This is a genomic window from Dactylosporangium sp. CA-052675, from assembly GCF_050947935.1.
Lineage (GTDB): Bacteria > Actinomycetota > Actinomycetes > Mycobacteriales > Micromonosporaceae > Dactylosporangium.
The window spans coordinates 8,787,692-8,811,268 of the sequence record NZ_CP192010.1 but is presented as its reverse complement, the minus strand read 5'-3'; the positions used below and the strand labels follow the sequence as shown (position 1 = coordinate 8,811,268).

Annotated in this window: 23 protein-coding genes; 16 read left to right on the top strand and 7 right to left on the bottom strand. The window is 72.7% G+C overall.

The genetic code is table 11. The features are described 5' to 3' along the window. Positions 1-31 precede the first annotated feature (31 nt). Positions 32-526: a polyadenylate-specific 3'-exoribonuclease AS gene (locus ACQP1P_RS39460; RefSeq protein ID WP_433079186.1), complete on the top strand. Its 495-nt coding sequence runs from the start codon at positions 32-34 to the stop codon at positions 524-526. Here ACQP1P_RS39460 and ACQP1P_RS39455 read toward each other — a convergent pair. After that, positions 476-943: an ABA4-like family protein gene (locus ACQP1P_RS39455; protein ID WP_433079184.1), complete on the bottom strand. Its 468-nt coding sequence runs from the start codon at positions 941-943 to the stop codon at positions 476-478. The two genes, ACQP1P_RS39460 and ACQP1P_RS39455, sit on opposite strands and share 51 nt — an antisense overlap. After that, positions 940-1,866, bottom strand: coding sequence for a hypothetical protein (locus tag ACQP1P_RS39450; RefSeq protein WP_433079182.1), 927 nt, complete (start codon positions 1,864-1,866; stop codon positions 940-942). Before ACQP1P_RS39450 ends, ACQP1P_RS39455 begins: the two co-directional genes overlap by 4 nt. An 86-nt stretch (positions 1,867-1,952) precedes the next feature. Between ACQP1P_RS39450 and ACQP1P_RS39445 the strand changes: the two genes are divergently transcribed. The 12 genes from ACQP1P_RS39445 (at position 1,953) to ACQP1P_RS39390 (ending at position 14,675) form a co-directional block, all read left to right on the top strand. Further along, a complete protein-coding gene (locus ACQP1P_RS39445; RefSeq protein ID WP_433079180.1) occupies positions 1,953-2,591 on the top strand; it encodes a MerR family transcriptional regulator in 639 nt (212 codons plus the stop codon). A 120-nt stretch (positions 2,592-2,711) separates the two neighbouring features. Continuing rightward, a complete protein-coding gene (locus tag ACQP1P_RS39440) occupies positions 2,712-3,740 on the top strand; it encodes a 6-phosphofructokinase (RefSeq protein ID WP_433079178.1) in 1,029 nt (342 codons plus the stop codon). Between the two features lie 70 nt (positions 3,741-3,810). After that, the gene (proC, locus tag ACQP1P_RS39435) at positions 3,811-4,614 is read left to right on the top strand and encodes a pyrroline-5-carboxylate reductase (RefSeq protein WP_433079176.1); all 804 of its coding nucleotides are present in this window, start codon (positions 3,811-3,813) and stop codon (positions 4,612-4,614) included. Between the two features lie 181 nt (positions 4,615-4,795). Next, a complete protein-coding gene (locus tag ACQP1P_RS39430) occupies positions 4,796-5,296 on the top strand; it encodes a DUF2199 domain-containing protein (RefSeq protein WP_433079174.1) in 501 nt (166 codons plus the stop codon). A gap of 296 nt (positions 5,297-5,592) precedes the next feature. Further along, on the top strand, positions 5,593-6,684 hold the full coding sequence (locus tag ACQP1P_RS39425; RefSeq protein ID WP_433079172.1) for an FHA domain-containing protein: 1,092 nt from the start codon (positions 5,593-5,595) through the stop codon (positions 6,682-6,684). Between the two features lie 303 nt (positions 6,685-6,987). Beyond that, complete coding sequence (gene tuf / locus ACQP1P_RS39420) at positions 6,988-8,175, top strand: elongation factor Tu (RefSeq protein ID WP_433079170.1); 1,188 nt, start codon at positions 6,988-6,990, stop codon at positions 8,173-8,175. A 77-nt stretch (positions 8,176-8,252) separates the two neighbouring features. Further along, entirely contained in the window at positions 8,253-8,729 is a 477-nt protein-coding gene (locus tag ACQP1P_RS39415) for a DsbA family protein (protein ID WP_433079168.1), read from the top strand. 119 nt (positions 8,730-8,848) lie between these two features. Continuing rightward, positions 8,849-9,886 (top strand): acyltransferase family protein, encoded by a 1,038-nt coding sequence (locus tag ACQP1P_RS39410; RefSeq protein WP_433079166.1) that lies wholly within the window; start codon positions 8,849-8,851, stop codon positions 9,884-9,886. 79 nt (positions 9,887-9,965) lie between these two features. Continuing rightward, positions 9,966-10,778 carry a hypothetical protein gene (locus ACQP1P_RS39405; protein WP_433079164.1) on the top strand — a complete coding sequence of 271 codons (813 nt, stop codon included), beginning with the start codon at positions 9,966-9,968 and terminating at the stop codon, positions 10,776-10,778. An 11-nt stretch (positions 10,779-10,789) separates the two neighbouring features. After that, positions 10,790-11,917: a hypothetical protein gene (locus ACQP1P_RS39400; RefSeq protein WP_433079162.1), complete on the top strand. Its 1,128-nt coding sequence runs from the start codon at positions 10,790-10,792 to the stop codon at positions 11,915-11,917. Beyond that, positions 11,914-13,389, top strand: coding sequence for a hypothetical protein (locus tag ACQP1P_RS39395; protein WP_433079160.1), 1,476 nt, complete (start codon positions 11,914-11,916; stop codon positions 13,387-13,389). Before ACQP1P_RS39400 ends, ACQP1P_RS39395 begins: the two co-directional genes overlap by 4 nt. Then, the gene (locus ACQP1P_RS39390) at positions 13,386-14,675 is read left to right on the top strand and encodes an AAA domain-containing protein (protein ID WP_433079158.1); all 1,290 of its coding nucleotides are present in this window, start codon (positions 13,386-13,388) and stop codon (positions 14,673-14,675) included. The genes ACQP1P_RS39395 and ACQP1P_RS39390 overlap by 4 nt, the downstream gene beginning before the upstream one ends. A 65-nt stretch (positions 14,676-14,740) precedes the next feature. On the opposite strand, the gene ACQP1P_RS39385 is transcribed toward ACQP1P_RS39390, so the two are convergent. The 4 genes from ACQP1P_RS39385 to ACQP1P_RS39370 all read right to left on the bottom strand — a co-directional run bounded on the left by ACQP1P_RS39385 (position 14,741) and on the right by ACQP1P_RS39370 (position 18,348). Further along, complete coding sequence (locus tag ACQP1P_RS39385; RefSeq protein WP_433079157.1) at positions 14,741-15,040, bottom strand: hypothetical protein; 300 nt, start codon at positions 15,038-15,040, stop codon at positions 14,741-14,743. A gap of 101 nt (positions 15,041-15,141) precedes the next feature. Further along, complete coding sequence (locus tag ACQP1P_RS39380) at positions 15,142-17,001, bottom strand: endonuclease/exonuclease/phosphatase family protein (protein WP_433079155.1); 1,860 nt, start codon at positions 16,999-17,001, stop codon at positions 15,142-15,144. Continuing rightward, positions 16,964-17,584 carry a winged helix-turn-helix domain-containing protein gene (locus ACQP1P_RS39375; protein ID WP_433079153.1) on the bottom strand — a complete coding sequence of 207 codons (621 nt, stop codon included), beginning with the start codon at positions 17,582-17,584 and terminating at the stop codon, positions 16,964-16,966. Before ACQP1P_RS39375 ends, ACQP1P_RS39380 begins: the two co-directional genes overlap by 38 nt. Positions 17,585-17,958: 374 nt before the next feature. Beyond that, positions 17,959-18,348 carry a hypothetical protein gene (locus ACQP1P_RS39370; RefSeq protein WP_433079151.1) on the bottom strand — a complete coding sequence of 130 codons (390 nt, stop codon included), beginning with the start codon at positions 18,346-18,348 and terminating at the stop codon, positions 17,959-17,961. Positions 18,349-18,440: 92 nt separating this feature from the next. Between ACQP1P_RS39370 and ACQP1P_RS39365 the strand changes: the two genes are divergently transcribed. Further along, a complete protein-coding gene (locus ACQP1P_RS39365) occupies positions 18,441-20,450 on the top strand; it encodes a diguanylate cyclase domain-containing protein (RefSeq protein WP_433079149.1) in 2,010 nt (669 codons plus the stop codon). Here the strand turns inward: ACQP1P_RS39365 and ACQP1P_RS39360 are convergent. Next, entirely contained in the window at positions 20,435-21,187 is a 753-nt protein-coding gene (locus ACQP1P_RS39360) for a thioesterase family protein (RefSeq protein WP_433079147.1), read from the bottom strand. The two genes, ACQP1P_RS39365 and ACQP1P_RS39360, sit on opposite strands and share 16 nt — an antisense overlap. Before the next feature lie 28 nt (positions 21,188-21,215). Here ACQP1P_RS39360 and ACQP1P_RS39355 point away from each other — a divergent pair, with 28 nt between their 5' ends. After that, entirely contained in the window at positions 21,216-22,193 is a 978-nt protein-coding gene (locus ACQP1P_RS39355) for a magnesium transporter CorA family protein (RefSeq protein WP_433079145.1), read from the top strand. Continuing rightward, positions 22,190-23,569 (top strand): dihydrolipoyl dehydrogenase, encoded by a 1,380-nt coding sequence (lpdA, locus tag ACQP1P_RS39350; RefSeq protein WP_433079143.1) that lies wholly within the window; start codon positions 22,190-22,192, stop codon positions 23,567-23,569. The genes ACQP1P_RS39355 and lpdA overlap by 4 nt, the downstream gene beginning before the upstream one ends. Positions 23,570-23,577 lie beyond the last annotated feature (8 nt).

The window sequence follows — 23,577 nt, the reverse complement described above, 5'->3', positions numbered from 1 at the left end:
ACCCGGGACCGGATGGTGTTGGATGGGGCCGGTGGCCCCCTATCGGTACTTCTACGACTGCGAGTTCATCGAGGACGGCAAGCTGATCGACCTCGTGTCCATCGGCGTGGTCGACGAGCACGGCCGCGAGTACTACGCGGTCTCGACCGAGTTCGACGACTCGCGCGCGGTCTCGTGGGTGCGCCGCAACGTGCTGGACAAGCTGCCGTCGCCGGCCGACAAGGCGTGGCGGTCGCGGGAGCGCATCCGCGAGGAGCTGCTGGACTTCCTCACCGAGCCGCTCAAGTCCGGTGACGCGGACGAGATCGAGCTGTGGGCCTGGTACGCCGCCTACGACCACGTCGCCCTGGCCCAGCTGTGGGGGTCGATGCCGGCCCTGCCCCGGGAGATCCCGCGCTTCACCAAGGACCTCCGCCAGCTGTGGGACGACGCCGGACGCCCCCCGCTGCCGGTCGCGGAGGGCCGCCACGACGCCCTAGTCGACGCGCGCCACAACCTCGCCCGCTGGCGCGTCATGCACGGCTGACACGGGCCGCCTGACCAGCCGGATCACGAGGTACAGCGGCAGCCCGAGCGGCGAGAGCAGGATCGTGAGCACGAGCAGCGGGGCCATGACCAGCGGATGCAGGCCGCGCACCCGGCTGTCGAGGTAGATCCAGCGGCCGACGAACAGGTCCCACGCGATGACCTGGGCCCACACCGCGGCCACCACGTCGTCGCGCGCGAACAGGGCCTTGACCCCGGCCAGGTCCGGGCCGAGCATCTCGCGCGCGAAGTCCCCGAAGCTCGGCGCGATCGCCACCGCCCAGACGAGCAGCGTGGGCAGGACGATGAGCGGCGAGGAGACGATCCGGCGGGTCCAGCGCCAGGCGGGGGCCAGGATCATGAGGGCCCAGAACGGTACCGTCGCTAGAAACGCCAGCTCGAACAGCGTCCCGCTCATGCCGGTGCCCCCGCGGGCGCGACGGTCGTCCTCGAGCGTCCGGACCCGGCCCAGGCGGCCCCGGCCGCGGCGAGCAGGAGCAGCGCGGCCGCGGCGGACAGGGTCACCGCGTCGGGGCGCACGAGCGGCTGCCCGCGCAGCGCCTGCCAGGTGACCAGCGCCGTGAGCCCGGCGTAGAGCAGCCCGAAGACGCCGATCAGCCGGACGCGGACCCGCTCCTCGCGCAGCCGGGCGATCCGGCGCCCGGCCAGGGCCAGGGCGAACGCGAACAGCGGCAGCGCCTGCAGGGCGTGCATGCCGATGAAGTGCCCGGCGCGCAGGTCGCCGCCGGTGGTGCTCCAGCCCAGCAGCGGCAGGCCGGGGCCGCCGTCCTCCACGCCGACCGCGTGCGCGCCGACGATCGTCGGGTGGCCGGTGGCGAGCTGGGCGGCGCTCGGGATGGTCATGAGGAAGCCGACGCCCATGCCGGCCAGCGCGACGAGGATGCCGAGGCGCACCGCGAGCGCGTCGGCCCGGTCCGGCATCCGCTGCATGAGCAGCAGGACGGCGATGATCAGCGTGGCGACCCAGGCGACGGCGATGGTGGCGCCCATGACGCTGTACAGCGTCGCGTCGAGGGGCGTGCGGTTGTTGAAGTGGCTCTGGTGGCCGCGGGCCGCCTGCCCGGCGATGATCACCATCTCGACGAGCATGGTGCCCGCGATGACCGTGCCGAGCCACCAGCCCAGCCGCGGCCGCCGCTCGAGCCGCGGCAGCAGCCACGCGATCGTGGTGGCGTAGATGGCGATCGAGATCGAGAACTTGAGCGGCTTGAGCCAGATCGGCGCGCCGAGCAGGGTGCGGTCGTCGACGAGGACGCCGATCAGGGTGGCGAGGGCCAGGGCGGCCATCAGGCCGGCGACACCGATGAGGGGCCGGTGCATCTCCGCTCGCCTGAGTGGATAGTGGATAGCTGTGCTTCCCATAAGCGGAAAGGTACACTATCCATTCCAAGGTCGGAAGGAGTCACGTGCGCATTGCGGAACTGAGCCGTCAGACCGGTGTCCCGGTGCCGACGATCAAGTACTACCTGCGCGAGGGGCTGCTCCCGGCCGGCGAGCTGACCAGCCCGAACCAGGCGCGGTATGACGATCGCCACGTCCAGCGGCTGCGCCTCGTGCGGGTGCTGCTGGACATCGGCCGGCTGCCGATCGCCACGATCCGTCAGCTCCTCGAGGCGCTCGACGAGCCGGATCCGGACGTGCACCACGTGCTCGGCCACGCCCTGCCCTCGTCCGTGAACGGCAAGGAGTCCATCGATCCCGAGTCGGTCGCGGCGGCCCGCAAGCGCATCGACCGGCTCGCCGAGGAGCGGGGCTGGCTGGTCGGCCCGCGGGCGCCCGCCCGGCAGGCCGCGGCCGAGGTGCTCGCCGCGTTCGAGCAGGTGGGGGCCGATGTGGGGGTACTTTTGGAGCAGTACGCCGACGTCGCCGAGACGATCGCGGTGCACGATCTGGCCTTCGTCGGGCGGGCCGCCGGCCCCGAGGGAATGCTCTACGCCGCCGTCGTCGGATCGGTCCTCGGCGACTCGCTGCTGGCCGCGCTGCGCCGGCTGACCCAGGAGCACGAGTCGGCGAAGAAGTTCGGGATCCGCGGGGACGACTGCTGAGGGCTCAGCCGGAGCGACTACAGTGCGCTGTGAATCGGCAGCGTCGCCATGATGCGGTACCTCCGGCTCGACCGCGCCCTTCTCGGGGTCGGGCACGCAACCAGGAAGGCTAGATCAAGCATGCGTATCGGCGTACTGACCGGGGGCGGCGACTGCCCCGGCCTCAACGCGGTCATCCGTGCCGTGGTCCGCAAGGGGATCTCCACCTACGGTCACGAGTTCGTGGGCTTCCGTGACGGTTGGCGCGGTCCCCTCGAGGGCATCACCCGCGAGCTGGGCATCGCCCAGGTCCGTGGCATCCTTCCGCGCGGCGGCACCATCCTCGGCTCCTCCCGCACGAACCCGTTCAAGATCGACGGGGGCGTCGAGAAGATCAAGGCCAACCTGGCCGAGCTGGGCGTCGACGCGCTCGTCGCCATCGGCGGCGAGGACACCCTCGGCGTGGCCAGCAAGCTCACCGACCTCGGCGTGAACGTCGTCGGCGTGCCCAAGACGATCGACAACGACCTCGGCGCGACCGACTACACGTTCGGCTTCGACACCGCCGTGAACATCGCCATGGAGGCGATCGACCGGCTGCACACCACCGCCGAGTCGCACCACCGCACCCTCGTGGTCGAGGTCATGGGCCGCCACGCGGGCTGGATCGCCCTGCACGCGGGCCTCGCCGGCGGCGCGAACGTGATCCTGCTGCCGGAGCGGCAGTTCGACGTCGACCAGGTCGCGGGCTACGTCGAGAAGCGCTTCCAGACGCAGTACGCCCCGATCGTCGTCGTCGCCGAGGGCGCCCAGCCGCTCGACGGCCAGATGACGCTGCTCAACCAGGAGCTCGACGCGTTCGGCCACGTCCGCCTCGGCGGCATCGGCCAGTGGCTCGCCGAGCAGCTCGAGTCGAAGACCGGCAAGGAGGCCCGCACGGTCGTGCTCGGCCACATCCAGCGCGGCGGCACCCCGAGCGCCTTCGACCGCGTGCTCGCGACCCGCTTCGGCCTGCAGGCGATCGACGCCGTGCACGACGGCGACTTCGGCAAGATGGTCGCGCTGCGCGGCACCGACATCGTGCGGGTCCCGCTCGCCGACGCGACGCGCGAGCTCAAGACCGTGCCGGTGGAGCGCTACACCGAGGCCGAGGTCTTCTTCGGTTCCTGATGTTCCTGTGGTACCGCCTGGGGCCGCACGCGCGGCCCCAGGCGCTTCCTTGTCTCTGGGGGTTTGTGTCGTGCGCGTCATCGCCGTACTCGGTGCCGGGAAACTCGGCGAGGTCCTGCTGTCGGGCCTGCAGCGGGCCGGCTGGTCCACGGACCGGATCATCGCCACGGCCCGCCGGGCGGAACGCGCTCGCGAGCTGACGGAGCGGTACGGCATCCGCGTCGTGGACAACGAGACCGCCCTGCGCGAGGCCGACGTCGTCACCATCGCCGTGAAGCCCCAGGACGCCGGCGCGCTGCTGGCCGACCTGGGCCCGAAGATGCCCGCCGGCAAGCTGGTCGTGTCGCTGTGCGCCGGCCTGCCCACGGCCTTCTTCGCCAAGTACCTGCCGGAGGGCACCCCGGTCGTGCGGGTGATGACCAACACTCCCGCCCTCGTCGACGAGGCGATGACCGCGATCTCGGCCGGCTCCTTCGCGACCGCCGAGCACCTGGCCGTGGCCGAGGAGATGTTCCGCCCGCTCGGGCGCACCATCCGCGTGCCCGAGTCCCAGCAGGACGCGGTCACGGCCCTGTCGGGCTCGGGCCCGGCCTACTTCTACTACCTCGTCGAGGCCATGACCGACGCGGGCATCCTGCTCGGCCTGCCCCGCCAGGTGGCCCACGACCTCATCGTGCAGACCGCGATCGGCTCGGCGGTGATGCTGCGCGAGTCGGGCGAGCACCCGGTGAAGCTCCGCGAGGCGGTGACGTCTCCGGCCGGCACCACGATCAACGCGATTCGCGAGCTGGAGAACCACGGCGTGCGGGCGGCGTTGCTCGCGGCTCTGGAGGCGGCTCGCGACCGGGCCCGGGAGATCGCGGCTCAGGGCTGACGCGGCCGGCTTCGGCCCGATGCGGCCGGCTTCGGCCCGATGCGTCGGGCGCCGCGCGCCGCGACGTAGCGGATGTTTCGCCGGTCCGGGGATTCGCCGGATCTCGCCCGAGCGCACCGATCGCGGCTCGTGCCGGTCGGGCGAAGGTGGGGCCGCAGCCGCGCGGGTCTACCATGCCGCGGTGACTTCAGTCTGCGAGTGCTGCGGCACGGAGCTCGGCGAAGTGCCGACGGTGTGGGCGTTCTCCGCGCCGGACTACTGGGGCGCCCCCGAGGCCGGCGGTGCGTCCTTCCTCGAGGACGAGCTCTGCTGCATCGACGCGCCCGATCTCGACGAGCTGCACTTCTTCATCCGGGGGCTGGTCGAGATTCCGGTGCGCGGGCGTGAGGAGCCGCTGACGTACAACGTCTGGGTCAGCCTGAGCCCGGTCAACTTCGAGCGCGCGGTCGAGCGGTGGGACGACCCCGGGCGGGTCACCGAGCAGCCGTACTTCGGATGGTTGTCGAACACCATCCCCGGGTACCCCGACACCATCCGGCTCAGGACCCGCGTGCATACTCGGGAACCGGGCCGCCGGCCGCTGGTCGAGCTCGAGCCGACCGACCACCCGCTGGCCGTCGAGCAGCGCGACGGCATCGACGCGCATCGCCTCGCCGAGGTCGCCCGGGTCTGCGGCGGTTGAGATCTCGTTCATTCAGGCATTCACCGCTGTTGACCCCTCGCGTGGTGATCTACCTTTCTCTTACCGGCAGCCGATTACCACCAGTCATCCACCGCCTACCCACGACGAACCCGGCATTCCCCCCATGCCCCCGTCGTGTGTACCGCGCCCGGCGCCTTCCCATCCTCCCCCCGAGGGTTCGCCGAGAGTGCGGCGTAAAGCCCGCCGTCGACCGCAGAGGTGGTCGGCGGCGGCTTTGCGGCCCGGCCCCGCGGCGGGTCTGCGCCACGTGGCGGCGCCTGAGGCAGAATGTTCCGGTGCGATTCGAAACGAGCCGAGCGCTTGACGCGATCGAGCGCCGCCTGACCGTCGACCCCCTGGCGGCGGGCGGTGTCATCGACCTGGTGGAGGCCGCGCGCAGCGTCGACCTCGACGGCGGCCGCCCGGCCGCGCTGCTGCGCCTCGGGATGTTCATCGACGCGCTGAGCCGGCGCCTCGGCGACGGCAACACCGGCCTCTACGCGATCACCGAGCGCGGCGCCATGTCGGACACCGACTTCACGTCCAACGAGCGCATGGTCCTGCGCCGGTGGTCGGACGACGGCCTCATCGAGATGCTGCCCCCGGGCGCCCGCGTCAACGCGCGCGTGCGGGAGGTCGCGCACCTGACCGGCGTGCCGGTGATCAGCCGCAACCCGCTGCCCGGCCACCCCGGCCCCGTCTACCTGACGACCGGCGCCCAGGGCGGCATGGACCTGACCCTCGCGCCGTCGACCGGTTCGACCCCGCGGCCCCACCCGGTGCTGCAGCGCTACTGGCGCTGCCCCGCGACCGACTGCCCGGTCTTCGGCCGCCCGCCGGCCCAGGGCGCCGGCCAGGCCCCGCCGGCCCTGCCGAGCGGCGCGCCCATCTGCCCCCGCCACGGCGACCGGCTCATCGACGCCGGCCCCCGCCCGCCGGCGACGCCGCTCGCGGTGCGGATCAACGGCACCGTGCGCACCCGCTTCCCGGTCTCGGCCGCCCGCCCCGTCGTCGTCGGCCGCGCGCCCGAGGAGCAGGGCGGCATCACCATCGGCAACTGGCTCGACGACGAGTCGAGCCGCCGGGTGAGCCGCAACCACCTGCGCTTCGAGCTGCGCGACGGCATGCTGCTGGTCACCGACGTGAGCACGAACGGCGCCGCGGTGCTGGCCCGCACCGGCCCGACGGCCGCGCCGCGCGAGATCGAGCTGACCCGTGGCGAGCCCAAGGCCATGGGGGAGTGGGACGAGGTCGAGATCTACCCGGAGATCACCGTCGGCCGCGCGGACCGTCCGCCGGCGGACGCCCCGACCGGCGGCGCCCCGAACTCGGTGATGGCCGACGCGCCGACGATCGCCCTGCGCCTGCCTCCGCCGCCGCGCTCCTAGCGGCCCGGCCACGCGTAAATGCGTTGCCGGGCCCGCGGGTCCGAGCTACCTTTCCGAACGTGATCGCGACGACCGCCCTTCTGGAGCACGGCCACCTGGCCGGCTCGGCGGTCGCGTGGGCACCCGAAGCGCCGGCCGCGGCGCTAGAGGCCGGCCTGCGACGCTGACCCTCCTCCCGCAGACATCATGCGGAACCGACGGAGGAGGGTGAGCCGGCCGAGCCGGTCCGCCCCTTGAGACTGCACCGGCACACGGCCACATGGTTCTGCGCATCCACACCACAAATCCACTGTGGAGAGTCAGATGGCCAAGCAGACGTTCACGAGGAACAAGCCTCATCTCAACATCGGCACGATGGGTCACGTCGACCACGGCAAGACGACCCTGACCGCCGCCATCACCAAGGTGCTCGCCGAGCGGTACCCGAGCGTCAACCGCTACACGAGCTTCGAGGGCATCGACCGGGCGCCCGAGGAGATCACCCGCGGCATCACCATCAACATCGCGCACGTCGAGTACGAGACCGGCAAGCGGCACTACGCCCACGTCGACATGCCGGGGCACGCGGACTACGTGAAGAACATGATCACGGGGGCGGCGCAGGTGGACGGGGCCATCCTCGTCGTCAGCGCCGTCGACGGGGTCATGCCGCAGACCCGCGAGCACGTGCTCCTCGCGCGGCGGATCGGGGTGCCGTACCTCGTCGTGGCCATGAACAAGGCCGACGCGGTCGACGACACCGAGCTGCTGGACCTCGTCGAGCTCGAGGTGCGGGAGCTGCTGAGCGAGTACGGCTTCCCGGGCGACGACATTCCGGTCGTGCGGGTGTCCGCGCTGCGGGCGCTCGCCGGCGAGCCCGAGTGGGTGCGGTCGGTCGCCGACCTGCTCGACGCGGTGGACGAGTACGTGCCGCTGCCCGAGCGCGTCACCGGCGAGCCGTTCCTGATGCCCATCGAGAGCGTGCTCACCATCACCGGCCGCGGCACCGTCGTCACCGGCTCGGTCGAGCGCGGCACGCTCGTGCTCAACACGCCCGTCGAGGTGGTCGGGCTGGGCCCCACCCAGTCCACCGTGGTCACCGGGATGGAGATGTTCGGCCGGCAGCTGGCCTCGGCCGAGGCCGGCGACAACGCGGCGCTGCTGCTGCGCGGCGTGCGCCGGGGTGACGTGCAGCGCGGTCAGGTGGTCGCGCTGCCCGGCTCGGTCGCGCCGCACCGGCGGTTCAAGGCGCACCTGTACGCGCTGACGACGAAGGAGGGCGGCCGGCACACGCCGTTCTTCGCCAACTACCGGCCCCAGTTCTACTTCCGCACCACGGACGTGATGGGCTCGGTGGACCTGGGTGACATCACGATGGTGATGCCCGGCGACACGGTCGACGTGACCGTCGAGCTCGGCAAGCCGGTCGCGATGGACGCCGGCCTCGGCTTCGCCATCCGCGAGGGCGGCCGCACGGTCGGCGCCGGCACCGTCACCGAACTGCTCGACTAGCCGCCGCGGCGCGCGAATGCCCCTTAGGGAAGTTCCCTGAGGGGCATTCACGGCGGAAAACGGGGCACTGGTACCCCATGCATGTTCAGGGTCGAGCCGGTGCGCCACTGCGACTGGTCGAGTACGGCGACTACGCGTGCCCGGAGACCGGCCGCGCCTTCGGCGTCGTGGAACGGATCCAGCTGCACTACGGCGAGGATCTGCGCTTCGAGTTCCGGCACTTCCCGCTGGTCGACGCGCACCCGCGCGCCATGCCCGCGGCGCTGCTGGCCGAGGCGGCCGCGGACGCCGACGCGTTCTGGGGCATGCACGCGCTGCTGCTCACCCACCAGGACGCGCTCGAGGACGAGGACCTGGCGCGCTACGCCGAACGGTTCGGCCTGCCCGACGCCGGCGGCACGCGGGAGCACCACGAACGAGTGTTGCGGGACATGGCCGGCGGCCGCGACCGGGGCGTCCGCGACTGCCCCGCGTTCTTCGTGAACGGCACGATGCACGAGGGGCCGAACGACTTTCCCGGGCTCACCGGGGCGCTCGGGGCACATGGAGGGTGAACCGGTTCGATTGCCCGATCGGTTACGGGACTGGCGCTCTAGGATCTTTGAGAAGAAACACAGCCAATTTTGAGCTGAATGAAGGTTGCCCCTAAGGGTCACAGGGCAACCTGTAGGGGATGCGGAACCGGTACGTAGACCTCCTGCGAGCCGTCGCGATCATCCGCGTGGTCACCTACCACACGCTCGGATTCGCGTGGCTGACCGTCGTCTTCCCGGCCATGGGCCTGATGTTCGCGCTCGGCGGCTCGCTCATGGCCGCCTCGCTGGACCGCTCCGGCCCGAAGGCGATAGGACGGCGGATGCGCCGCATCATCGTGCCGTTCTGGGTCCTCGGCGTGTTCGCCGTCACGCTCATGTCGTTCTGGGGCGGCATGGAGCACAGCTGGCGGACGCTGCTGTGGTTCCTTCCGCTCGACGACCCGCCGACCACCGAGAACGGCGGGCTCTGGTTCAGCCAGATCTGGTACGTACGCTCGTACCTCTGGTTCATCATCGCCTCGCCGGTGCTGTTGTGGGTGTTCCGCCGCTGGCCGATCCCGAGCGTCCTGGTGCCGTTCACGGTGCTGGTGGTGCTGTGGGAGACCGGCCACGGCTCCGGCGGCGTCGTGCGCGACTTCTTCATGTACGCGCCGGCCTGGATGCTCGGTTTCGCACACCACGACGGCACGCTGCAGCGCATCTCGAAGAAGATCCTCTGGCCCGCGTGCCTGGTGATGGGCGGCATCGGCCTCGGGCTGCTCCTGCACTCGCCCGGCCCGCGCGGGTACGACCTCAACGACGCCCCGATCGCGGACACCCTGTGGTCGACGGCCTTCCTGCTCGTCATGCTCAACGCCGCGCCGGCCGCGCTCTCGCTCGGTGCCGCGACGCCGGCGGTCGAGGCGATCAACCGGCGCGCGCTGACGATCTACCTGTGGCACGAGGCCGTGATCACCTTCGTGCGCATGGTGGGGGTGTGGCTCGGGATCACGCTGGTGGGCGGCTACCACAGCGCCGTGCAGCTGACCCTGGTCGGGGTGCTGACGGCGGCGATCGTGCTGAGCCTCGGCTGGGTCGAGGACCTCGCGGCGAAGCGGCGGCCGCAGTTGTGGCCGTTGCCGAAGCGGTCGCCGGCACCCAGAGCGGTCGAGCAGCCACAGCCCGTACCGGCGTAGCAGCGTCGGGAAAAAGCAAGCGCGACACGCCGACACTGGTCTTTGCTGGAACTTGCTGGAACCAGCTACCGTGCCGTTCGTGTCCGAATCGATCTCGGCCCCGGGCGAGCAGATCGAGCTGCTCGAGCGCCGGATCGACCGGCTGCGCGGAGACCTGCGCCGCGCGGCCACCACGGGGGATCGCGCCCACGCCCGCACGCTGCGCGCGGAGCTGCGCCGGGTCGAACAGGAATGGGACGAGGCGCTCGCCCGTCTGGAGGAGCGGGCGCCGGTCGTACCGCGCCAGCCCACCCCGCCGCCCATGCTCTCGATCCGGGAGCAGGTGCACCACGCGCTCACGCTGCTGACGGTCCCCGCCGCGCCGAAGCTCATCATCGCCGTCCACGACGCCTTCTTCCCGGGCGAGCTCGTGGCCGCGCGCTTGACCAGCCTGCGCCGCGACGAGGAGCGCTCGTTCAAGGTGGCCCCCTACGGCCGCCCGTACTACCTCTGCCCCGCCCTGACCGCCGACCTGCTCGCCCCGGCGCGTGGCCTGCTGGCCATCTCCACCTGGCCGCTCGCGACCCGCGTCGTCGGGCCGCTCAGCGCCCGCGTCGACTTCCTCGTGGCCGCCGTCAAGGTCGCGCAGCGGGTGGCCCAGCTCCCCGACGACGCCCACGACGCGCGCCGGCTGCTGTGGCGCTTCGCCGCCGGCATCCCCGGCGCGGCCTCGGTCGCGGGCGGCGCCGACCCCGGCCTCGTCGCCAAGCAGGCCGAGGCCGAGCTCGACGTGCACCTCGAGGCCGACACCGCGGACCGCGCCGCGGCGGCCTCCCGCGCGCAGGACCGCCTCGACGGCGCCGAGGCCCTCTTCGGCGCCCGTCTCCAGCGCCTGCGCAAAACCGCGAAGTGAGATGAGACCCCATGGACGCACTGGTAGACCGGTTGGACCGCATCCGCGGCACCGTGGCGCCGCGCAACCACAACGCCCGCACCATCGCCGCGCTCACCACCAACCCCGGCTGCGGCCGGCGGGGGCTGATGGATGCGGCCGGGGTGAACAAGGGCGCCGTCGCCGGGCAGCTCGGCTTCCCGGCCGCCTTCGGCCAGTCGCGGTTCGCCATCGCCCGCGGCAACGCGTTCGAGGCCCAGGTGAAGGCCGACGGCGCGGCGGAGCTGCTGCAGCTGCTGCGGGAGCGGCTCGGGCTGGCCATCCCCGAGGTGGCCTACGACGACCTGTCCAACGTCGGCGGCAACGCCAGCCGCGAGGTGCGCTACGCCCGCACCCGCAGCCTGCTCGCCCGCGCCGCGGCCGAGCGCGACGACGCCGGCACGCTCTTCGACCACCCGATGCTGCGGCTGGACATCGCGGGCTACTACGCGTACCTCGAGCCGGACCTCATCGCCTTCCGCGCCGGCGGGCGCTTCCACGTCGTGGAGATCAAGTCGTTCGCGGTCATCGACGGGCAGGCCGACCCGGGCAAGGCGGCGGCCGCGGCCAAGCAGTCGGCGGTCTACGTGCTGGCCATGCGCGAGCTGCTCGGCGAGCTCGGACATCCGCCCGAGTCCGTGTCGCACAACGTGGTGCTGGTCTGCCCGGAGAACTTCGCCAACCGGCCGACGGCCACCCTCGTCGACGTGCGCAAGCAGCTCACCGTCCTGCGGCGCCAGCTGTCGCGGCTCACGCGGCTGGACAAGATCCTCGACGCGCTGCCCTCCGGGCTCTCCTTCGACCTCGCCTACGACAGCGACCAGAACGCCACCCGCCCGGCGGACGAGCTGCGCAAGGCGGTCAGCGAGATCGACGCGCGCTACAGCCCCGACTGCCTCGGCTCGTGCGAGATGGCGTTCTTCTGCCGCGACGAGGCGGCGGGCTCCACCACGGCGCTGGGCCGCTCCGTCCGCGACGACCTCGGCGGGGTGGAGAGCGTCTCGACCGTGCTCGGCCTGGCCCGGGGCACGCTGATGCCGGGCGCCGGGCAGGAGGAGATCGCGGGACTGTTGCGCATGGCCCACCGCCTGCGCCGCGAGTGCCTTGACGAGGCCGTGTGAGCATCCTGACCGCGCTGGCCCGGGCGGAGGCGGTCGAGTCCGGCCGCGCCCAGCCGCTGACCACGGTCCGGCACACGCACGTCGCCCAGCGCCCGCTGGTGCTCGTGCCGCTGGCCCTGGCCGGCGAGGCCGCCGCGCCCCTGGCCGCCATGGTCGGCACCGACCGCGGCAGCGGGCGGCTGCTCGTCGTGGCCAACCCCCGTGACCGCACCCAGCGCTTCCAGTTCGTCGCGCAGCTGGCGAAGGTCTTCCTCGCGTACGTCGAGGGCTGCTCCCGCGCCGTCGACGCCACCCACACCGCGAAGCTGCGCTACGCCGAGGCGCCCCAGGTGCTCGTGCCCAACCGCGGCGGCGTGGAGTTCATCCGGCTGCTGGGCCGCTCGACCCGCTTCCGGCGCACGTACGGCCCGCACCCGGTGCACCGCACCGTCCCGCTGCTCGGCCAGTGGTTCACGTTCCTGCGCGAGCGGGCCGACCACCCGGGCTCGGCGATGCTGCTGGCGATGACCGAGCTGCTCGGCGAGCACTGGGCGACCGGCCAGAGCGGGCTCGAGGACGCCAACCTGGCCGCGCTGCTGGGCTGGATCGACCCGCCGGACGGCCTCGACGGCGCCGCCGCCGCGGAGCTGGCCGAGGATCCGCTGCGCTGGCCGCCGGCCGGGCCGAGCACCGACCCCACCTTCGACAACGAGATCCTGGCCCCGGCCCTGAGCGCCTACGCCCGCGCGGCCGACCCGCAGGCGCAGAGCCGGGCCGAGTCGGCGCTGGGCGGCGCGATCCGGGAGCAGCTGGAGCCGACCTGGGGGCTCATGTGGCGGGCCGTGGACCTGCTGCGGGCCCGGCCGGCGGGCGCCTCCGTCGAGGCCCGGTGGGCGGTCGATCGCGACGTGTTCACGATGTACCACATGTCGCTGGCCGAGGGCACCGCGCTGCCGCAGCCGAGGCGGGACAGCGCCGTCGCCGCGGCCGGGCGCCTCGACCGCCTGGAGCGCGAGCAGGCCCGCTACGAGGCCCAGCGCGCGCTCGACGACCCGCTCGTCATGGCCGAGTTCCGGCTGTCGGGGGAGGCGTTCACCGGCACCGTCGTGTCCGCCTCGCCCAACCGCGTCGACACGTCCGGCAAGAAGGCGGCCCTGCGCCCGCACATCACGGTGCAGACCGACGACCCGGTGCGGCTGGAGCCCGGGGCGCTGCTCGTGTCGCCCGCGCGCCTGTCGCAGCAGGCGATGGTCGTCGCGGTGTCCTCCGTGGACGTCGTGCTGGAGCTGTCGAAGGGCATGGGGCGCTCCACCAAGCAGGCCCCGCCCGGGTCGGTGCCCGAGGTCGGGGAGGTCGTCACGTACGGCCCGGTCAGCGACGCCTACCAGCCGCCCGGACGGTTCCCGTCCCGCGAGGACACCCCGTGGACGCACGGCGGCCCGCCCCCGGACTACCAGCCCAACGACATCGACGCCGCGGAGGACTGGTCATGACGGTGATCGACGACATCCTCACCGACTTCGGCCACGCGGTCGGGCGCGGGGTGGTCGTCGACTCCCCGCCGGGCGCGGGAAAGTCCACACTGGTCGTTCGCGCCGCCCGCACCATGGCCGAGGCCGGGGAGCGGCTCATGGTCGTGGCCCAGACCAACGAGCAGGTCGACGACCTCATCGACCGGCTCGCCTCGGCCGCGCCCGGCATCGAGATCGGCCGGCTGTCCGCGTCCACGTACGTGCCGGCCCAGCGCGTGGCCAAGCACGGCTCGGTCACCGTCAGCGGCGCCGTCTCCGACGTGCAGACCAGCGCGGTCGTCATCGGCACGGCCGCGAAGTGGGCCACGGTCACCGAGGGCACCTGGGAGCGGGCGATCGTCGACGAGGCGTACCAGATGCGCTCCGACATGCTCCTGCGCGTGGCCGGCCGGTTCTCCCGGGGCCTGTTCGTCGGCGACCCGGGCCAGCTCGACCCGTTCTCCGTCGTCGCCGTCGAGCGGTGGGCCGGGCTGTCCTGGGACCCGATGCAGAGCGCCGTCGCCGTGCTCCTGCGGCACAACCCGGACCTGCCCGTGCACCGCCTGCCCGTGTCGTGGCGGCTGCCCCCGTCGGCGGCCGAGGTCGTCTCGGCGGCGTTCTACCCGTTCACGCCGTTCGAGGCCGGCACCAAGCCCGCCGACCGCAGCCTCGAGTTCTCCGTGCGGGCCATCGGCGGCGACTCGCGCGTCGAGGCGTCCCTGGAGACGGCCCGGCGCACCGGCTGGGCCCTGCACGAGCTGCCGGCCCGGCACACCGTGCGCACCGACCGCGAGGCCGTCGCCGCCATCGCCGACCTCGTCGTGAGCCTGCTGCGGCGGGGGCCGATCGCGTACTCCGAGCACGCCCCCGAGGGCCGCCCGGTGACCGCGGACCGGGTCGCCGTCGGGGCCGCCCACCGCGACCAGGTGGCCGCGATCCGGCTGGCCCTCGCCGACACCGTCGCCGCCGACGTGACCGTCGACACCGCGAACCGGCTGCAGGGCCGCGAGTACGACGTGACGGTGATGCTCCACCCGCTGTCGGGCCGCCGCGACGCGAGCGCGTTCCACCTCGAGGCGGGGCGGCTGTGCGTGCTCGCCTCGCGGCACCGTCACGCGTGCATCGTCGTCGCCCGCGCCGGCATCGCGGAGCTGCTCGACACCCACCCCTCGGCCGAGCCCGTCCACCTCAACGTGCCCGTGCGCTTCCCCGACGGCTGGGAGGCGAACCAGGCGATGCTCGCCCATCTGTCCACTGTGGACGCCTAGGCGGACGACCGCGGCCCCCGCACCGGTCGGATCGGTGCGGGGGCCGCGGCCGTGGGGAGAGGAGGTTACCGCTTGATTCGTTTCTTCACGCTCTTGCCGGTGCTGCGCAGGGCCCTCATCGCCCGCTGCTGCGGGGTCCGACTCGCCTTGCGGCGCCGCGCGACCGCCACCACCGCCACCACGACGGTGGCGAGTCCGGCCGCGGCGGCGGTCACCAGCGGAACGGGACGGCGACGTGCCACGTCCTTGGTCTGCTCGGCCAGCTCGGCCGCGCTGTCCTTGGCCTTGGTGGACAGGTCGCCGACGGCCTGGCCGAAGTCCTTGCGGGTCTCGGTCATGCTCCCGTTCGCATGTGTCACGCTCATCGCTGCCCCTTTCTCTCTTGACTCGGGGATGCCCAATCGACCCGCCGGCCAATCACGATCCGGCGGATCTGTCGCCCAGAATGCTGACGAATGCCCCGAAATCAGGCAAAGGCCAGCGTGACGTGCAGGGCGGCGTGGTCGGACGCGACCACCCCGGCGCCGACCGAGTGGCCGCGCAGCTCCAGGCCGCGCACGAGCACGTGGTCGATCTCCTCGGTGGGGTGGTCGGCCGGGAACGTGCGCACCGGCCGGAAGGGGGCCAGCGGGTCGGTGAAGCCGGCCGCGGTGATCGCGGTGAACGGGGCGCTGCCGGGCGTGATGTTGAGGTCGCCGGCGACGAGGACCGGGCGGTCGCCGGCGAACCGGGTGGCGAAGGCGGCGATCTCGCCCGCCTGCCGCAGCGGCTCGGTGCCGGGCGGCGGCTGGATGTGCGTGGCCACCACGGCGAGCTCGCGCCCGCCGACGGTGACGATCGCGCCGAGAACCTGCGCGCCCGTCGGCGCGCCGACGGCGGTCAGGGGCATGGACCGCACCGCGGAGACGGGCAGGCGGGTCAGGATCGCGTCGCCCCACACCGCGTCGGCGGCGGGGCCGAACCAGTACCGCATCCCGAGCCGGCGCGCGAGGACGGCCAGGGTGTCGTGGCCGCCGTTGAGCAGCCAGGCCCGGTCGACCTCGCTGAGCAGCACGATGTCGGACCGGCTCGCGCGGATCTCGTCCACCAGGTCGTCGGGGTGGAAGGTGCCGTCGAGCCCGAAGCCCATCCGGATGTTGTACGCCGTGACGCCGATCTCCCGCGGGTCTCCGCCGGCCCGGGGCGAGGGCGGGACCCAGAGCCCGGCGAGCGGGAGCACGAGGCACGCCGCCCCGGTCGCGGCGAGGGCGCGCCGCGGCAGCCGGACGGTCACCGGCCCGGCCCCGCGCAGCAGCGCGCCGGCCGGGATGAGCGCGACCGCGACCGGCACCCACTGGTTCGGGTAGCCGATGTCGTAGGCGGCGTAGTACGCGATCGCGGCGACGCCGAACACGAGCATGCCCAGGGCCGCGGCGTAGCCGGCCCGCGGGGCCGAGCGCCCGCCGGCCAGCCGCAGCGCGAGGCCGAGACTTGGCGCTCCGAGCAGCAGCGCGAGCCACAGCGGGGCGGGGGCGGCGAAGTCGTAGGCGAAGCAGGCGGCCGAGGCGACGAGCAGCACCGCGGCGATCACGCACGCGACGCGGCCGGAGGGCACCCGGGGCGCGAAGGCGACGGCGAGGAACGCCAGCACCGTCAGCCCGATGCCCAGCGGCGGCAGCAGGGCGGGCGGCGTCGCGGCGAAGCCGTCCGTGCCGTAGGAGGCGGCCACGGCGGCGACGGCGGGGGAGAGGGCGTACATCCCGGTCAGCAGCATCACCGGGCCGGCCAGGAACCAGCCGCCGGCCGCGGGCCGGGCCGTGGTGTGCTGGAGTTCGGTGGTGCCGTAGAGCAGCGCGACGCCGAACACCAGACTCAGCGGGACCGCCACCCACCAGGCCCGCCAGGTCGCGTCGACGGTGCCGAGCGCGGCGTGCTCCAGGGCCGCGGCGGCGAGGCCGGCCGGGACGCCGGCCGCGGCGCGGGCGCCCCCCGCGGCGGAGGCGGCGAGGAAGGCGAGGCCGGCGAGCAGGCCGGCCGAGGCGACGTAGAGCTGCGGCTGTCCACCGTGGACGAACACCAGCGCGAGCCGGGCCAGGGCCAGGATCACCCCGGCGGTCAGCGCGAGGCGGCGGGGGCCGAGGCGGTTCGCCAGGGGTGCGGCCGCGACGCCGGCGACGAACCACGCGAGCGCGAAGGCGCCCATGAGCTCGGCCGGGGTCGAGGCCGCCTGCCCGAAGATCGTGATGATCGACGGGAGCCAAACCCGCAGGACATCGAGCAGCAGCAGGATGCCCGCGGCGGTCGCGACGTCAGTCTTCGCGGACCACGACCTGGACGGCGGCGTCATCGTCGAGACGATAGCCGACGCCGCGCACGGTGGCGATGATCCGGGCGGCGTCGCCCAGCTTGACGCGCAGCCGGCGGACGTGGACGTCGACCGTGCGCTCGGTGCCGACCATGTCGTAGCCCCACACCTGGCGCAGCAGCTGCGCGCGGCTGAACACGCGGCGCGGGTGCTCGCAGAGGAAGAGGAAGAGGTCGTACTCCCGGCGGGTCAGGGGCACCGGGCTGCCGTCCTGCAGCACGAGGCGCGAGCCGGTGCACAGGTAGAGGGAGGGTGCGTCGGGCGTGGCCCGGCCGATCCGCTTGACCTTGGGGTCGGGCTCGGCGGCCGCGACGGGCTCGGCGGCCGGCTGCTCGACCAGGCGCAGGTTGCGCGCCGGAGCGGCGGCGGGAGCGGAGGACGCGGTGCGCGGCAGGGGCGCCGTGCGCTGGATCTGCGGGGCGGCCTGGCTGGCGGCCAGCGCCTCGAGGTCACTCAGCAGGCGGGAGGCCTCCGGTGGGAGCTCCTCGCCGTTGAGCGTGATGTGGACGGTGATGGTGACCACGGAGGGTGCGACGTCGGGCGCGCCCACGACCGAAACGGCCATTTTCAATCCTCTCGAAAACCTTCTGAATGAACGCCGATTTCAACCGGGGGTCACTCGACAAAGGCCGTCGAAATGGTGTTCGCGGCGGGATATCCACATTGGATCAAGCTGCACCTCAGGGCACATGGCACCGACCTTACCAGGTACGTCACATGAAGCGACAGCCGTGTTACGTGCCGCACAGAATAGATCGAGACTAATTTGTCTGACGTTTTGGGGAGGTATTCACCGGCAATTCACGACACCGGTACCCGGATAACTTTGCGTGAGTCGACGGTTGCGGTCAACCGCTTCTCACATAGTGGAAGATCGGCTGACGTTTTCGTATTGCCATGCGCTCATGCAGTGACGACGGTACCCCTAAATCATATCGGCTAGGTAGAGTCAGGTCGTCCACCATATGAGATGGTGGCCCGCAGTCGGCCGGGGCTGACAATACCCGCACCCAGTTCCGTCACCCGCTGCCGCAGCCCCCGGTCGGACGTCACCACGACGACGGGCCGATGTGACACATTGTCGCGCACGAGCGCCACAATGTGCTCGTCGCCGGATTGCGGCGCCGCCTCGACCGCCACCCCGTCGATGGGCGCCACGCCCCGGGCCGCGCCCTCGACGACGAGCGTGATCTCGCCCGGCAGGGCGGCGGCGTCCCGGACCGCGAGGGCGTCGCGCAGCCGGGTCGCCGCGCCCGCCCGGTCGCGCCACCAGCCGTCGGGCACCGAGCCGACCACGTTGGCACCGTCGACGATGATGAGCGGGTCCATGTGGCCAGTGTTACCCCGTGTGCTGCGCGGTGGCCAGGCGATTCCCCTCAGCCCGCGCCCCGGCGGGCCGATGTCTGGCCTCGGAGGGCGCCATGGAGACGATGCGGGAGACGGCGGGCCTCACCCTGCGCGCCATCCTGCGCTACGTGCGCGCCCGCGGTGGCGACGGCGCGGTGCGGCTCGTGCTGGGCCTGGCCGGGGAGACGGAGCCGGCCGAGGCCTACGACGACCCGCGCCGGTGGTGGTCGTACGAGACGAAGATCAACGTGTTCGCGGCCGCGGCCAAGGTGCTGGGCGACGAGTCCATCGGGCTGCACGTGGGGCAGTCGATCCTGTCGTACTCCGTGAACACCCCGCTGCGCCTCGGGCTGCTGCTGCTCGGCGGCCCCGCCCAGCTGATCCGCGTGATCGCCACGACGAGCGCCAAGTTCAACAGCACGGCCGACATGTCCACGCTGTCGTCCTCGAAGGACGTCGCCACGGTGCGGTACCGCCTCCGCGCCGGCTACACCCCGTCGCGCTACGACTGCGACTACACCCGCGGCCTGCTGACCCAGCTCCCGGCGCTCTTCGGCCGCCCGCCCGCCACCGTGGTGCACGAGGCCTGCCAGCTCGACGGGGCCGAGGCCTGCGTCTACACCGTGCGCTGGCGGCAGCGGCGGTGGCTGTCGCGGCGCCCCGCCGCGCCGGCCGGGGACGCCTCGGGCGACGTGCTGGCCGGGCGGATGGAGCTGCTGCAGCGCACCGTCGCCGAGCTCGTCGCGGCCGAGCAGCCCGAGCGGGCCCTCGCGATCGTGGCCGAGCGGGCCGGGTTCGCGGTCAACGCCGAGGCCTTCCTGCTCGTGGCCGGCGCCGCGCCGGGCGCGCCCCGGCAGGTGCACGGCTACGGGCTGAGCCCGGCCGAGATCGAGGTGCTCTGCGCCGCCCCGCCGACCAGCTTCGACGGCACGCTCGTGGTGGACATCGCCACCCCGGGGCGCTACTACGGCTACCTCGTCGCCTTCTGCCGCGACTTCTTCGACGCCGAGCGGCGCATGCTCGACGCCTACGCCAACCTGGCCGCCGTCGCGCTGGACGCCCTGTCGGCGCTGGAGACCGCGGCCGAGGGCCGGCGCATGGCCGAGAGCCTGCTCGACCTCGCCCGCCGGCTCACGACCGCCCGCAGCGCCGCCGAGGTCGCCGAGGTCACCGCCGAGGCCGTGCGCTCGGTGATGGCCGCGGACTCGGCCACGGTGCTGCTGCACACCGACGGCCGGTTGCGGGTGGCCGCGAGCGCCGGCGGCGGCGCCGAGCACCTGCGCAAGGCCCGGGGACTGAGCATCTCGCGCGACGACACCGAGCTGTTCGAGCGCTTCCGGGCCGGCAGCGGGGCGGCGCGGGTGTACGACCGCGACGATCCGGACCCGTACATCCTCGGCCTGCTCGACACGTTCGGCCACGACATGATGCTCGTGGTGGACATCGCGCTGCCCGGGCACCCGTACGGCATCCTCGTGGCCGCCTACGACACCCCGCAGCACACCGCCAAGGCCCGCGAGACCGCCGGGCGGATGACGGGCGTCGCCGACCAGGCCGCCACCGTGCTGCGCACCTGCGAGCTGCTGGAGTCCAACTGGCGCCTCGCGCACGTCGACCCGCTCACCGGCCTGTCGAACCGGCGCGCGTTCCTGTCCGCGCTCGACACCGCGCTCGGGGCCGGCGAGGGCGCGGTGCTCTTCATCGACCTCGACGGCTTCAAGCAGGTCAACGACGCGCTCGGGCACGCCGCCGGCGACGAGCTGCTGGCCGCGGTGGCCGGCCGGCTCGGCGGCTGCGTGCGGGCCGGGGACGTGGTGGCGCGCCTCGGCGGCGACGAGTTCGTGGTGCTCACCCACGGGGCGGCGGGGGCCGCGGCGGTACCGGAGCTGGCCGGGCGGATCGGGGAGGCGCTCACCGAGCCGATCGTCGTGACCGGCGGCGAGACGGTGCGGGCCCGGGCGAGCATCGGCGGGACCCGGTTCGCGGCCGGCGAGGAGAGCCGGGTGGTGCTGCACCGCGCGGACACCGCCATGTACTCGGCCAAGCGCGGCGCGGCCGCCGTGGCGGGTCAGGCCCTGCGGTAGATCGCGAGCTGGGTGGCCTGGGCGACCGGGCGCCCGGCCGCGTCCCAGACCTCGCACACCTGGTCGAGCTGGCCGTCGGTGACCATCCGGGCGTACTGCCGCACCCGCAGCGGCCCCGGCGCCGGCAGCCCCCGCACGTACGCGGTCAGCTCCAGCGTCGGCGTCCACCCGCTGCCGCCGAGCGTGAACGTGACCGGCGGGAACGCGTCGACCGCGTAGAGCAGCGAGAACGCGTCGAACGCGGTGCCGTCGTCGAAGCTGAGCCAGCCGCGCAGGTCGCCCGGGCGGCTCAGGTCCACCCGCTGGTCGACCTGCTCCAGCATGGTGATGCGCACCCCGGCCCCCGGCGGCTCGACCGGCGTGCGGCGCAGCTCGTCGCGCGGCTTGACCTCGGGCGGCTCGGCCGCGGTGAACCGGACCTCGCCGGCCGCGGCCAGGTCCCCGAGCGTGAACAGCGCCTCCACGCAGATCCGGTCCCGCTGCGTGAGCCGGACCCGGGCCTGGCTGACCGAGCGCCCGTCGCGCAGCGGCTCCACCGCGACCGTGGCCGGGCCGGGCTCGGGCGGGGCCAGGTACACCGCGCTCGCGCTCAGCGGATGCGGGTGCGTGGCCGTCACCGCGGCCCGGGCGAGCACCGCCAGCAGGTACCCGCCGTTCGGCCGGCCGCCGACGGTCCACTGTGGATCGAGGCGGGCCGTGCCGTCCCCGACCTCGGTCGCCTCCGCGAAACCGGCCACCGGGGCCTCCTTCTGCTTTGATGAGCCTATGGCGCGCACGCGGCTCTACCGGGACGGTCGGCTGGAAGCCGAGGACTTCCCGCTCGACGATATATCGGAGCATCTCAAGGACTCCGCCGCGGTCGTGTGGCTCGACCTGACCGAGCCCGGGCAGGACGACTACGACCGGGTCCAGGAGGAGTTCGGGCTGCACCGGCTGGCGATCGAGGACGCGTCGTCGCCGCACGAGCGGCCCAAGCTGCTGCACTATCCGGGGCACCTGTTCTTCAACGCGTACCAGGTCACCTTCCACGGCCGCGACGGCGACGGCGGGGCCGAGCTGCACGAGGTCTCCGCGTTCCTGACCGAGCAGGCCCTGATCACCGCGCACGGGGCCGGCTTCGACATGGACGCCGTGGTCGAGCGCTGGGACGCCACCACGGAGCTGGCCGGCCAGCGGGTGCCCTACCTCGCCCACGGCCTGCTGGACGTGATCGTCGACGGGCAGTTCGACGCGGCGCAGGCCCTCGACGACGAGCTCGAGGAGCTCGAGGACCGGCTGTTCCAGGAGACCCCGCAGGCGATCCGCGACGTGCAGCAGCACAGCTTCCGGCTCCGCAAGACGCTCGGACGCATCCGCAAGGTCATCCTGCCCATGCGCGAGGTGGTCTCCAGCCTCATGCACTCCCGCGAGTACCTCGTCGACGACGAGATGGTGCCGTACTACCAGGACCTCTACGACCACGTGCTGCGCGTGACCGAGTTCACCGAGAACCTGCGCGACTTCACCGCCACGATCCTGGAGTCCAACCTGGCGGTGCAGGGCAACCGCCAGAACACGGTGATGAAGAAGGTCACGAGCTGGGCCGCCATCATCGCGGTGCCGACCGCGGTTACGGGTTACTACGGGCAGAATGTGCCTTATCCGGGTTCTGACAAGCTGTCGGGGTTCATCACCTCGGCCGTGCTGATCGTGGTTCTGTCCGTGGTGCTGTACGTCACCTTCAAACGCAAGGATTGGCTATGACTGAGCACTTCGACGTCGTTGTCCTGGGCGCCGGCCCGGGCGGGTACACGGCCGCGGTGCGGTCCGCGCAGCTCGGCCTGCGCACCGCGATCGTGGAGGACAAGTACTGGGGCGGCGTCTGCCTGAACGTCGGCTGCATCCCCTCGAAGGCGCTGCTGCGCAACGCCGAGCTGGCGCACATCTTCAACCACGAGGCGAAGACGTTCGGCATCTCGGGCGAGGTCACGTTCGACTACGGCGCGGCGTTCCAGCGCAGCCGCAAGGTGGCCGACGGCCGCGTCAAGGGCGTGCACTACCTGATGAAGAAGAACGAGATCCGGCAGTACCAGACCAAGGGCACGTTCCTCGACGAGCACACGCTGCGGGTCGGCGACGAGACCATCACCTTCGCCAACTGCATCATCGCCACCGGCGCCACGACCCGGCTGCTGCCCGGCACCTCGCTGTCGGAGCGCGTGGTGACCTACGAGGAGCAGATCCTCAGCGAGGACCTGCCCGAGTCGATCATCATCGCGGGCGCCGGCGCCATCGGCGTCGAGTTCGCCTACGTGCTGCACAACTACGGCGTGAAGGTCACCATCGTCGAGTTCCTCGACCGGATGGTGCCGCTCGAGGACGCCGAGGTGTCGGCCGAGCTCTTCAAGCGGTACAAGCGCCTCGGCATCCAGGTGCTCACCTCCACGCGGGTCGAGACGGTCGAGGACACCGGCTCCGGCGTGAAGGTCACCGTCAGCTCGGGCGGCAAGAGCCAGACGCTCGAGGCCGGCAAGCTCCTGCAGGCCATCGGCTTCGTGCCCCGGGTCGAGGGCTACGGGCTGGAGAAGACCGGCGTGCGGCTCACCGAGCGGGGCGCCATCGCGGTCGACGGCCGGCTGCGCACCAATGTGCCGCACATCTACGCGATCGGCGACGTCACCGCCAAGCTCATGCTCGCCCACGCGGCCGAGTCCATGGGCATCGTCGCCGCCGAGACGATCGCCGGGGCCGAGACGATGGAGCTCGACTACGTCATGATCCCCCGGGCGACGTACTGCCAGCCGCAGATCGCCAGCTTCGGCTGGACCGAGGAGCAGGCCCGGGAGAAGGGCTTCGACGTCAAGGTCGCGAAGTTCCCGTTCACGGCCAACGGCAAGGCGCACGGGCTCGGCGACCCGACCGGGTTCGTGAAGATCATCAGCGACGGGAAGTACGGCGAGCTGCTCGGCGCCCACCTGATCGGCCCCGAGGTCACCGAGCTGCTGCCCGAGCTGACCCTGGCCCAGCAGTGGGACCTCACCGTGCACGAGGTCGCGCGCAACGTCCACGCCCACCCGACCCTGGGCGAGGCGGTCAAGGAGGCCATCCACGGCCTGGCCGGGCACATGATCAACATGTAGTGCGGCGG